This is a genomic window from Pseudomonas sp. NPDC087803 (genome assembly GCF_044742995.1).
Lineage (GTDB): Bacteria > Pseudomonadota > Gammaproteobacteria > Pseudomonadales > Pseudomonadaceae > Aquipseudomonas.
The window spans coordinates 35,149-46,116 of sequence record NZ_JBIUVO010000039.1; the positions used below are offsets into that span (position 1 = coordinate 35,149).

General features: G+C 60.0%; 11 protein-coding genes. 8 read left to right on the plus strand and 3 right to left on the minus strand.

The window, feature by feature from the left end:
- Nucleotides 1–60 precede the first annotated feature (60 nt).
- Entirely contained in the window at nt 61–1,053 is a 993-nt protein-coding gene (gene tauA, locus ACIOUG_RS18420) for a taurine ABC transporter substrate-binding protein (RefSeq protein WP_401067465.1), read from the minus strand.
- 366 nt (nt 1,054–1,419) lie between these two features.
- On the opposite strand from tauA, the gene ACIOUG_RS18425 reads away from it, so the two are divergent.
- The 8 genes from ACIOUG_RS18425 (at nt 1,420) to ACIOUG_RS18460 (ending at nt 8,721) form a co-directional block, all read left to right on the plus strand.
- Nucleotides 1,420–2,769 carry an OprD family porin gene (locus ACIOUG_RS18425; protein WP_401067466.1) on the plus strand — a complete coding sequence of 450 codons (1,350 nt, stop codon included), beginning with the start codon at nt 1,420–1,422 and terminating at the stop codon, nt 2,767–2,769.
- A 296-nt stretch (nt 2,770–3,065) separates the two neighbouring features.
- Nucleotides 3,066–3,704, plus strand: a complete 639-nt coding sequence (locus ACIOUG_RS18430) for a peroxiredoxin (protein ID WP_401067469.1) — start codon at nt 3,066–3,068, stop codon at nt 3,702–3,704.
- Nucleotides 3,705–4,030: 326 nt separating this feature from the next.
- Nucleotides 4,031–4,624, plus strand: coding sequence for an NADPH-dependent FMN reductase (gene ssuE / locus ACIOUG_RS18435; protein WP_401067471.1), 594 nt, complete (start codon nt 4,031–4,033; stop codon nt 4,622–4,624).
- Between the two features lie 100 nt (nt 4,625–4,724).
- Complete coding sequence (locus ACIOUG_RS18440; RefSeq protein ID WP_401067472.1) at nt 4,725–5,705, plus strand: sulfonate ABC transporter substrate-binding protein; 981 nt, start codon at nt 4,725–4,727, stop codon at nt 5,703–5,705.
- Between the two features lie 25 nt (nt 5,706–5,730).
- On the plus strand, nt 5,731–6,879 hold the full coding sequence (gene ssuD, locus ACIOUG_RS18445; RefSeq protein ID WP_401067475.1) for an FMNH2-dependent alkanesulfonate monooxygenase: 1,149 nt from the start codon (nt 5,731–5,733) through the stop codon (nt 6,877–6,879).
- Nucleotides 6,880–6,887: 8 nt separating this feature from the next.
- Nucleotides 6,888–7,670: an aliphatic sulfonate ABC transporter permease SsuC gene (gene ssuC / locus ACIOUG_RS18450; RefSeq protein ID WP_003229260.1), complete on the plus strand. Its 783-nt coding sequence runs from the start codon at nt 6,888–6,890 to the stop codon at nt 7,668–7,670.
- Entirely contained in the window at nt 7,667–8,473 is an 807-nt protein-coding gene (ssuB, locus tag ACIOUG_RS18455; protein ID WP_401067478.1) for an aliphatic sulfonates ABC transporter ATP-binding protein, read from the plus strand. The genes ssuC and ssuB overlap by 4 nt, the downstream gene beginning before the upstream one ends.
- A gap of 32 nt (nt 8,474–8,505) precedes the next feature.
- Complete coding sequence (locus ACIOUG_RS18460; RefSeq protein ID WP_003229256.1) at nt 8,506–8,721, plus strand: molybdopterin-binding protein; 216 nt, start codon at nt 8,506–8,508, stop codon at nt 8,719–8,721.
- Between the two features lie 137 nt (nt 8,722–8,858).
- Here the strand turns inward: ACIOUG_RS18460 and ACIOUG_RS18465 are convergent, their stop codons facing one another.
- Together ACIOUG_RS18465 and ACIOUG_RS18470 are read right to left on the minus strand one after the other, a co-directional pair.
- Nucleotides 8,859–9,485, minus strand: coding sequence for a TetR/AcrR family transcriptional regulator (locus ACIOUG_RS18465; RefSeq protein ID WP_401067480.1), 627 nt, complete (start codon nt 9,483–9,485; stop codon nt 8,859–8,861).
- Between the two features lie 274 nt (nt 9,486–9,759).
- Nucleotides 9,760–10,968 (minus strand): glutamine synthetase family protein (locus ACIOUG_RS18470; protein WP_401067483.1); only part of this gene is annotated, 1,209 nt, incomplete at its 5' end.

The window sequence follows — 10,968 nt, forward strand, 5'->3', positions numbered from 1 at the left end:
TTCACCAAAAGCAGGGGGCTGCTGCGCAGTCCATCGGGGATGAATCCCCTCACCACCTATTCAATTGTTTTCAGTTACAAACTTCGCGCTCACGTACGGCGAATAGTCCGGCAGCACCGTTTCAACCTTGCCCTGTTCCTTCAAAAACTTCGCCGTCTCACCAATCGCCTTCGCCGTGCCGCCGTCCAGCAACGCGGTGGATTGCTGCGCCTTGGCGTCCGGGAACGCCGAACCGGCGAGCAGTTCCGGCACATCGGCGGCGTTGGCACCGGTCAATTTGGCGATTTTCTGTACCGGCTCCGATTCGGCGGTCCAGCTGTCTTTATGGCTGGCGTAATCGGCAAACGCGTCTAGAGTGACCTTGGCAAATTTGGCCACCACCTCAGGATGTTTCTCGGCGTAGTCCTTGCGCGCAACCCAGACTTCGAAAGTCGGGGCGCCCCATTGGCCGACTTGTGCAGCATCGGTCAGGGTCTTGCCGGTCTTGCGGATTTCACCCAGTGCCGGTGACCAGACAAATGCGCCGTCAATGTCACCGCGCTTCCAGGCCGCAGCGATTTCTGCGGGTTGCAGGTTCACCACTTTGACTTTCGAAGTGTCCAGGCCCCAGTGCTTCAGCGCGCCGAGCAGGCTGTAGTGGGAGGTGGAAACGAAGGGTGTGGCGATGGTCTTGCCGACCAGGTCCTGCGGGGTGTTGATGCCGCTGCCGTTGCGCACTACCAAGGCTTCGGCGGCATTGATCTGCGCCGAAACAATGAAGGCGACGATCGGCAGATTACGTGAAGCCGCCGCTGCCAAAGGGCTTGAGCCGAGGTTGCCGATCTGCACATCGCCCGATGCAATGGCTGTCACAACTTCCGGGCCACTATTGAAGCGTCGCCAGTCGATCTTCTGGCCGATGGTTTTTTCGTAAGTGCCATCGGCTTGAGGGACTTTGCTCGGGTCGATACCGGTTTGATAGCCAACCGTGAGGTTGGCAGCCTGAGCAGAGAAAGAAATTATCGCTGACACACAAACTGTAACAAATTGACTAGATAGTGCCCGTTTGGCCATGATGGCGTCGCCTTTTGGATAGGGTTTGACGTGATTTGAATACGTCAACGCTAAGCGATCTAAAAAAGGGCGAACAAATACCATTTAGTAATTAGCTTAGTAGCCGATATCCTGTGTTGCGCTGCAGGTGGCCATTACTGGGCCATATAGCTAGATTGTATAAAAAAGAATGAAATAATTCTTTTTGGGGTTATCAGGAAAGTCAGTACTGTGCAGGGACCCAAATACTGCGATTAGACCTTGGTCGTAGACACACAAGGTTACGATTGACTTGTCAGTCACGCTCTGGCGCTAATCGCGAACCTACGGATCCGGGCATTCGACCAGGACCAGGAACACAAGAATTAGAAACGAGAGGAGCTTTACATGAACAAGTCCACCTTGGCCCTGGCTGTGGCCGTAGGGGTTATGGCGCAGCAGGCAGGCGCCGCCGGTTTCATCGAAGACAGCAAGGCCACCTTGGGGCTGCGTAACTTCTACATCAACACCGATAACCGCGACTCCGGCACCAAAGCGGCTGGCGCTCAGAGCAAGAACGAAGAGTGGGGCCAAGGCTTCGATCTGCGCTTCATCTCCGGTTACACCCAAGGCACCGTTGGCTTCGGTATCGACGCCATCGGCCTGCTGGGCGTGCGTCTGGATTCGGGTGGCGGCACCAACGGTGCAACGTCGACTTCCTACGGCGGCACTGTGTTCCCGAGCAAGTCCAACGGCGAAGCTGTTGATAACTTCTCGAGCCTGGGCCTGACTGCCAAGGCCAAGATCTCCCAGACCGAACTGAAGCTGGGTACCCTGCAGCCGAAGAACCCGGTCATCGTGACCAACGACGGTCGTCTGCTGCCACAAACCTGGCAGGGTGGCCAGATCACTTCCGGCGAGATCAAGGACCTGACTCTGGTCGCTGGTCAGGTCGAAGCAGTGAAAGGTCGTAACTCCAGCAACAACGAGAACCTGTCCATTGGCGGTGCGAACGCGCGCGTTGCCAACAGCAACAAGTTCTACTACGCCGGTGGTGACTACAAGATCACCAAGGACCTGACTGCCCAGTACTACTACGGCAACCTGGAAGACTTCTACAAGCAACACTTCCTGGGTCTGGTTCACAACTGGGCAATCGGCCCGGGCGTGCTGAAGTCTGACTTGCGCTACTTCCACAGCAGCGACGACGGCGCCAACGGCAACACCGCAGCCTACTTCGGCAACGGTAACTACGTCGGCAACGTCAGCGGCAAAGGTCCGATCGACAACAACCTGTACAGCGGCCTGTTCCTGTACACCGTTGAAGGTCACACCTTCGGTGGCGGCTATCAGGTTTCCAACGGCAGCTCCGACTTCCCTTGGCTGAACCAGGGCGACGGTTCGTCCAACGGCACTATCACCGACATGCAGATCCAGAAGTTCGGTCGTGCCGGCGAGAAAACCTGGCAAGCACGCTACTCGTATGACTTCGCCAAAGTCGGCCTGCCAGGCCTGACTGCCGGTGTTATCTACCTGCGCGGCGACGATATCGACACCGTTGGCTCCAACCGTCGTGAGAACGGTACCGGTGCTTCCGAGTGGGAACGCGATCTGACCATCGGTTACGTGATTCCAGAAGGCCCGGCCAAGAACCTGGGCTTCATGTGGAAAAACGCTACCTGGCGCAACGACGTTCCAGGTCAGCGTGACCAGGACGAAAACCGCCTGATCGTCAGCTACTCGATCCCGCTGCTGTAATAGCGCGTTCAAACTGCTGATGTAAAAAAAGCCCCGTCCGGCACCGTGCCGGACGGGGCTTTTGCATTTCCGGTTCAGACTCACCCCCGTAAGCCTTCCCCGAAATTCCCCTCTTTTGCAGCTACTCAAGGCCTTCTCGAACCTTGGTGGCGATGTTCGTCGCGATGCCGCCGAGCGTCCAGTGAACGATGTTTAATATTCCTTTAGATTCTAGATGTCTGCTTATTTATTCTTTTTCATGATGTCGAATCCCGAGCTACAGTTGAGTTCTCCAACAACTCATCAGGAGCAGCACCATGAGCCTCAGACTCGGCGACATCGCCCCCGACTTCGAACAGGATTCCAGCGCCGGCAAGATTCGTTTCCACGAGTGGCTGGGCGATAGCTGGGGCGTGCTGTTCTCCCACCCGGCCGACTTCACCCCGGTGTGCACCACCGAGCTGGGCTTCACCGCCAAGCTCAAGGATGAGTTCAGCAAGCGCGGTGTCAAAGCCATCGCCCTGTCGGTCGACCCGGTGGACTCGCATCACAAGTGGATCGAGGACATCAACGAGACCCAGAACACCACCGTCAACTTTCCGATCCTGGCCGACGCCGATCGCAAGGTTTCCGACCTCTATGACCTGATCCATCCGAACGCCAACGACACCCTGACCGTGCGCTCGCTGTTCGTGATCGATCCGAACAAGAAGATTCGCCTGACCATCACCTACCCGGCGAGCACCGGGCGCAACTTTCACGAGATCCTGCGGGTGATCGATTCGCTGCAGCTCACCGACAACTACAAGGTGGCTACGCCGGCCAACTGGCAGGACGGTGATGAAGTGGTGATCGTGCCTTCGTTGAAGGATGAGGAAGAGATCAAGCAGCGTTTCCCGAAAGGTTATCGCGCCGTGAAGCCGTACCTGCGCCTGACGCCGCAGCCGAATAAGTAAACCAGTGAGATTTACGGTGTAGCCACCATCGCCTTCGCGAGCAGGCTCGCTCCCACAGGGGAAACGCATTCCAAAATGTGGGAGCGAGCCTGCTCGCGAAGGCGTCGGTCCGGGCAGCACAGAATTCAGAACCATAAAGCAGGGGATTTCAGGCCGTTTTCACGGCCTGTTTTTTTGCCCGGAACAAAGCAAATCACATATCTCTTAAACGCATAACCAAATGAATAAATATGATTTATGGATATATAAATCAGCTGGTAAGGTCACTCCCATCGAAGCGAGATCGCAACCCGCGAATCGCCTGTAACGCGCAAGGAATCGTCTGAATGCTGGTCGTCTCACTCGGTGGCAGTCCCAGCCAGCGCTCCCGCTCCGGAGTGTTGCTGGAACGCTCGCAACGCTGGTTGCAGGAGCAAGGGGTGGAAGTGGTGAGTTATCAGGTGCGGGACTTCCCGGCCGAAGACTTGCTCCACGCCCGCTTCGACAGCCCGAAGGTGCTCGACCTGCTGACGCAGATTGAAAACGCCGATGGCCTGCTGATCGCCACGCCGGTGTACAAGGCGTCGTTTTCCGGGGCACTGAAAACCGTGCTCGATCTGCTGCCGGAACGTGCCCTGAACCACAAGATTGTTCTGCCGATGGCCACGGGCGGCAGCATCGCCCACATGCTGGTGGTCGATTACGCGCTCAAGCCCGTGTTGTCAGCATTGAAGGCCCAGGAAATGCTCCAGGGCATTTTCGCCGAGGACAGCCAGATCGCGTACGGCGAAGGCAGTGCCCAGGCGCAACTGGCACCGGCGCTGGAACAGCGTCTGCATGAAGCGCTGGATCAGTTTGTCAGTGCCATGGCCCGCCGGCCGAAACCGCTGGAGCCAGGCCTGTTGAACGAACGCTTGTTGAGTGCTCGCTGGAGCATTTAAGCCTGCTTTGCAAGCACATCGAAATTGAAGTACTGGCCTTACTCGCCCGCCAACGGGCAAGCAGGTGCAGCCACAACCCAACAGCAAAAAGGAGAGCGCTATGCGCACTGTATTTTTGCGTCGCGGTCTGGTCGCTCTGTTTGCTGCGGCTGTCACCTTCGGCGCCATTACTCAAGCTCAAGCCGAGACCTTGCGGATCGGTTATCAGAAGTACGGCACGCTGGTGCTGCTCAAGGCCAAAGGCACTTTGGAAAAACGTCTGGCCGCGCAAGGCGTGGACGTGCAATGGACTGAATTCCCCGGCGGCCCGCAACTGCTCGAAGGCCTGAACGTCGGCTCGATCGACTTCGGCGTCACCGGTGAGACTCCGCCAGTGTTCGCCCAAGCGGCGGGCGCTGATCTGCTCTACGTCGCCTACGAACCGCCAGCGCCGAATAGCGAAGCGATCCTCGTGCCGAAAGATTCGCCGATCAAATCGGTGGCGGATCTGAAGGGCAAGAAAGTCGCCCTGAACAAAGGCTCCAACGTGCACTACTTGCTGGTGCGCGCACTGGAAGACGCCGGCCTCAAATACTCCGACATCCAGACCGTATTCCTGCCGCCGGCCGATGCCCGCGCCGCGTTCGAGCGTGGCAGCGTCGATGCCTGGGTGATCTGGGACCCGTACCAGGCCGCTGCCGAAAAACAATTGCAGGCGCACACCCTGCGTGACGGCAAAGGCATCGTCGACAACCATCAGTTCTACCTCGCGACCAAACCTTACGCGCAGAAAAATCCCGAGGTGATCAAGACCCTCGTCGAAGAAGTGCGCGCCGTTGGCGAGTGGTCCAAAGCCAACCCTGAAGACGTGACCCAGCAGGTCGCGCCACTGCTCGGCCTGCCGGCGGACATCACCCTGACCTCGGTGAAACGCCAGGGCTACGGTGCGCTGTTCCTGACCCCGGACGTGGTCGCCGCGCAACAGAAAATCGCCGACACCTTCTACCAGCTCAAGCTGATTCCCAAGCCGTTGAGCATCAAGGACGTGATCTGGACACCACCGGCCGCTGTGGCCCAAAGCTCGGTTACCCAAGCCCAGTAAATCGAATCCCCAAGGAGACCACTCCATGAGCCTCAACATCTTCTGGTTCCTGCCTACCCACGGCGACGGCCATTACCTTGGCACCGCCGAAGGCGCACGCGCCGTTGACCACGGTTATCTGCAACAGGTCGCGCAAGCGGCGGATCGTCTGGGCTTTGGCGGCGTGCTGATTCCCACCGGCCGTTCCTGCGAGGACTCGTGGCTGGTGGCCGCGTCGCTGATCCCGGTGACTCAGCGTCTGAAGTTTCTTGTTGCCCTGCGCCCCGGGATCATTTCCCCGACGGTGGCGGCGCGCCAGGCCGCGACCCTGGATCGCCTGTCCGGCGGTCGTGCGCTGTTCAACCTGGTGACCGGTGGCGACCCGGAAGAGTTGGCCGGTGATGGTCTGTTCCTCAACCACGAAGAGCGCTATCAAGCCTCGGTGGAGTTCACCCGCATCTGGCGGCGGGTGCTGGAAGGCGAAACCGTCGATTACGACGGCGAACACATCAGCGTGAAGGGCGCGAAGCTGCTGTATCCACCGATCCAGCAACCGCGTCCCCCGCTGTACTTCGGCGGCTCGTCGGAAGCGGCGCAGGATCTGGCTGCCGAACAAGTCGAGATGGTGCTGACCTGGGGCGAGCCGCCAGCAGCGGTTGCCGAGAAGATCGAACAAGTGCGCGCCAAAGCTGCCAAGCTCGGACGTGCCGTACGCTTCGGCATTCGTCTGCATGTGATCGTGCGCGAAACCAACGCCGAAGCCTGGCAAGCGGCCGACCGGCTGATCTCGCATCTGGACGACGACACCATCAAACGTGCGCAGGCATCGCTGGCGCGCTTCGATTCGGTCGGTCAGCAACGCATGGCTGCGCTGCACGGCGGCAGTCGCGACAACCTCGAAGTCAGCCCCAACCTGTGGGCCGGTGTCGGTCTGGTGCGCGGTGGTGCGGGTACGGCGCTGGTCGGCGATGGTCCGACTGTGGCCGCCCGCGTCAAGGAATACGCGGATCTCGGGATCGACACCTTCATTTTCTCCGGTTATCCACACCTCGAAGAGTCGTACCGCGTCGCCGAACTGCTGTTCCCGCACCTTGACATCGAGCGCCCGGAACTGCCGAAAAGTGCTGGTTACGTCAGCCCGTTCGGCGAGATGGTGGCCAACGACATTCTTCCCAAAGCCGCGTCGCAGAGCTGAGGCGCGCCATGAAGAAAATAATCCACAGCCTCGCGCCCTGGGCGTTGCCGGTGCTCCTGCTGGCGGTGTGGCAGTTGTCGGTGTCGGCCGGCTGGTTGTCGACGCGGATCCTGCCGGCACCGGTGGCAGTGATCGAGGCCGGTGTCAGTCTGGTGCGCAGCGGCGAGATCTGGACGCATCTGGCAATCAGCGGCTGGCGCGCGGCGCTGGGCTTCACCATCGGTGGCAGCATTGGCCTGGTGCTGGGCTTCATCACCGGCCTGTCGAAGTGGGGCGAACGCCTGCTCGACAGCTCGGTGCAGATGATCCGCAACGTGCCGCATCTGGCGCTGATTCCGCTGGTGATCCTGTGGTTCGGCATCGACGAGTCGGCAAAGATTTTCCTGGTGGCACTGGGCACGCTGTTCCCGATTTACCTCAATACCTATCACGGCATCCGTAACGTCGATCCGGCGCTGGTGGAGATGGCGCGCAGTTATGGCTTGAGCGGTTTCAGCCTGTTCTGGCAGGTGATTCTGCCGGGTGCGCTGCCTTCGATTCTGGTCGGTGTGCGCTTCGCCCTGGGCTTCATGTGGCTGACGCTGATCGTCGCCGAAACCATCTCGGCCAGCTCCGGCATCGGCTATCTGGCGATGAATGCCCGTGAGTTTTTGCAGACCGATGTGGTGGTGCTGGCGATCCTGCTTTACGCGGTGCTCGGCAAGCTCGCTGATCTCGCCGCCCGTGGACTTGAGCGTGTGTGGCTGCGCTGGCATCCGGCCTATCAGGTTGCCAAGGGAGGTGCGGCATGACCGCTCAACAACCTCCACGCCTGCTGCGCGGGATTCCGCTGGTGGTGCGCAACCTGCAGAAAACCTTTGGTACGCGGCAGGTGCTGCGTGACATCGACCTGCACATTCCGGCGGGGCAATTCGTCGCCGTGGTCGGGCGCAGCGGGTGCGGCAAGAGCACCTTCCTGCGCTTGCTCGCCGGCCTCGATCAACCGACTGGCGGCGACCTGCTGGCCGGTGCCGCAGCGCTGAGCGATGCGCGGGAAGACACCCGGCTGATGTTCCAGGAAGCACGGCTGCTGCCGTGGAAAAAGATCATCGACAACGTCGGTCTCGGCCTTAAAGGCAACTGGCGCCCGCAAGCACTGGACGCGCTGGAAGCGGTGGGTCTGGCCGATCGCGCCAACGAGTGGCCGGCAGCCTTGTCCGGTGGGCAGAAACAGCGTGTGGCGTTGGCCCGGGCGCTGATTCATCAACCGCGCCTGCTGCTGCTCGACGAGCCGCTGGGTGCGCTGGATGCGCTGACCCGGATCGAGATGCAGCAACTGATCGAACGCCTCTGGCAAAAGCATGGGTTCACCGTGCTGCTGGTGACCCACGACGTCAGCGAAGCGGTGGCGATTGCCGACCGGGTGATTCTGATCGAGGACGGTGAAGTCGGCCTCGACCTGCAAGTGGAGTTACCTCGTCCGCGAGTGCGTGGCTCGCATCGACTGGCAGCGCTGGAAACCGAAGTGCTCAACCGTGTTCTGTCCCTGCCCGGCGAGCCGCCGGAGCCGGAACCTGTTTCACCACTGCCTACGCAATTGCGTTGGGCGCAATAACTCAAGCTTTATCAACGACAGGAATCAAAGCCATGACTATCAAAGCCATCAACGTGCGCAACCAGTTCAAAGGCTCGATCAAGGAGATCGTTCTCGGCGACGTGCTGTCGGAAATCGACGTGCAGACCGCTTCCGGTATCGTCACTTCGGTGATCACCACCCGCTCGGTCAAAGAGCTGGAACTGGTGGTGGGCAGTGAGGTGATCGCCTTCGTGAAATCCACCGAGGTGTCGATCGCCAAGTTGTAAGTCTGTGAGTAAAAACAAACCCCGAAAGGCGTGAGCCCTTCGGGGTTTTTCTTTTTGAAGATCAAAAGATCGCCGCCTTCGGCAGCTCCTACAAGGGAATGCGCGCTCCTGTAGGAGCTGCCGAAGGCTGCGATCTTTCAGCGTTTAGGCAGATACGGCGGCAGATACAGGCCGATGTAAGCATCAAACACCCGCATCCCTTCCTCGGCCATGCGCGGCGTGATCTGTCCGTGCTGCTGCACCGAGCGCGCATACACACGGTCGCCCAGTTCCATCGCCAGCGCGAACACGTCGACATCGGTCGGCAGTCGCGGCAATTCGAAGTGGTGGTCGAACAGCTTGTGCATCAGGTCGCCGAGTTCGATGTCGTGCTTGCGGTCGGCCTGGGTCACTTCGGTCAGGCCGTGCTGGGCAAGGATCAACTGGCGGGCTGCGGCGTCTTTGTCGTAGATCTCCAGCACCCGCTGCTCGACCAGTCGCGACAGGTCACGCCAGTCGCGCAGCGCCTCGTGATCGATCGGTGCTTGCAGGCAAGCGCGGAAGGCTGCGTGCACATCGGCGGTCAACGCTTCGAGCAGCGCTGGCACGCTGGCGAAGAAGTGGTACACGGAGGACGGCGGAATTTGCGCGCGTTCGGCGACGCTGTAGATCGACAGACTGGCCACACCCTCGGCGGCCAGCAGCGTACGCGCGGCGTCGAGTATCGAGTCGATCCGCGCCTGGCTGCGGGCACGGGGTTTGCGAACGGGGGCGGGACGCGTCATGGAAGTCTCCTGCGGGGCAGCGGGCATTGTACGCGGAGCGCCCATCCCCAGTGCAACACAGTCCTTGTGGCGAGGGAGCTTGCTCCCGCTCGGCTGCGCAGCAGTCGTAAAACCAGACGACCAGTTTTTCCTGACATACCGAGTCGAATGGTCTTGGGGGTTGCTGCGCAACCCGGCGGGAGCAAGCTCCCTCGCCACAGGAGGAGTGTATTCGGCCATAAAAAAGCGCTGCAGGCTGAAATGGCCGGCAGCGCTTTTTACTCCTGCAATCCGCTTAAACGGTATGCAGATACCAGTTGTACTCAAGGTCGGAGATGGAGTGTTCGAACTCCTCCAGCTCGCTTTCCTTGCAGGCGACGAAGATATCGATGTATTTCGGATCGATGTACTTGGCCATCACCTCGCTGTCGTCCAGCTCGCGCAGGGCATCGCGCAAGTTGTTCGGCAGGCTTTGTTCGTTCTGCTCGTAGCTGTTGCCTTCGACCGGAGCGCCCGGTTCGATCTTGTTCACCAGACCGTGATGCACACCGGCCAGGACCGAAGCCATCAGCAGGTACGGGTTGGCGTCGGCACCGGCCACGCGGTGTTCGATACGCACGGCATCGGCAGAGCCGGTCGGTACGCGGATCGCCACAGTGCGGTTGTCCAGGCCCCAGCACGGCGAGTTCGGCACATAGAACTGCGCGCCGAAGCGACGGTACGAGTTGACGTTCGGGCAGAGGAAAGCCATCTGCGCCGGCAGGGTCTCGAGCACACCGCCGATCGCGTGACGCAGCGCGGCGTTCTGCTCGGGATCCTCGCTTGCAAAGATGTTCTTGCCATCTTTGTCGAGCACCGAGATGTGGACATGCAGACCGTTACCCGCCTGGCCCGGATATGGCTTGGCCATGAAGGTGGTGTCCATTTCATGGTCGTAGGCGATGTTCTTGATCAGACGCTTGAGCAGTACCGCGTAGTCGCAGGCCTTGATCGGGTCGGCGACGTGGTGCAGGTTCACTTCGAACTGCGCCGGGGCACTTTCCTTGACGATGGCGTCGGCGGGGATGCCTTGCTCTTTGGCACCTTCCAGAATGTCCTGGAGGCAGTCGACATATTCGTCGAGGTCGTCGATCAGGTAGACCTGAGTCGAGTGCGGGCGTTTGCCGGAGATCGGCGAGCGTGGCGGCTGTGGACGGCCGTTCACGTTTTCCTGGTCGATCAGATAGAACTCCAGCTCGAAGGCTGCGCAGATGGTCAAGCCCAGCTCGTCAAACTTTGCAACAACTTGACGGAGCACTTCGCGCGGATCGGCGAAGAACGGGTCGCCTTCGAGTTCGTGCATGGTCATCAACAGTTGCGCGGTAGGGCGCTTCTGCCATGGCTCGTTGCACAGGGTATCGGGGATTGGATAGCAGATCCGGTCGGCGTCGCCGATGTCCAGACCCAGGCCGGTGCTTTCCACCGTAGAACCATTGATATCCAGTGCTAATAGAGAGGCCGGCAG

Excerpts from the sequence above, each read along its gene's own strand:
- ssuD (WP_401067475.1), top strand. The coding sequence starts at position 5,731 with ATGAGCCTCAACATCTTCTGGTTCCTGCCTACCCACGGCGACGGCCAT.
- ssuB (WP_401067478.1), top strand. The coding sequence starts at position 7,667 with ATGACCGCTCAACAACCTCCACGCCTGCTGCGCGGGATTCCGCTGGTG.
- tauA (WP_401067465.1), bottom strand. The coding sequence starts at position 1,053 with ATGGCCAAACGGGCACTATCTAGTCAATTTGTTACAGTTTGTGTGTCA.
- ACIOUG_RS18465 (WP_401067480.1), bottom strand. The coding sequence starts at position 9,485 with ATGACGCGTCCCGCCCCCGTTCGCAAACCCCGTGCCCGCAGCCAGGCG.
- ssuE (WP_401067471.1), top strand. The coding sequence starts at position 4,031 with ATGCTGGTCGTCTCACTCGGTGGCAGTCCCAGCCAGCGCTCCCGCTCC.
- ACIOUG_RS18460 (WP_003229256.1), top strand. The coding sequence starts at position 8,506 with ATGACTATCAAAGCCATCAACGTGCGCAACCAGTTCAAAGGCTCGATC.
- ACIOUG_RS18430 (WP_401067469.1), top strand. The coding sequence starts at position 3,066 with ATGAGCCTCAGACTCGGCGACATCGCCCCCGACTTCGAACAGGATTCC.
- ssuC (WP_003229260.1), top strand. The coding sequence starts at position 6,888 with ATGAAGAAAATAATCCACAGCCTCGCGCCCTGGGCGTTGCCGGTGCTC.
- ACIOUG_RS18425 (WP_401067466.1), top strand. The coding sequence starts at position 1,420 with ATGAACAAGTCCACCTTGGCCCTGGCTGTGGCCGTAGGGGTTATGGCG.
- ACIOUG_RS18440 (WP_401067472.1), top strand. The coding sequence starts at position 4,725 with ATGCGCACTGTATTTTTGCGTCGCGGTCTGGTCGCTCTGTTTGCTGCG.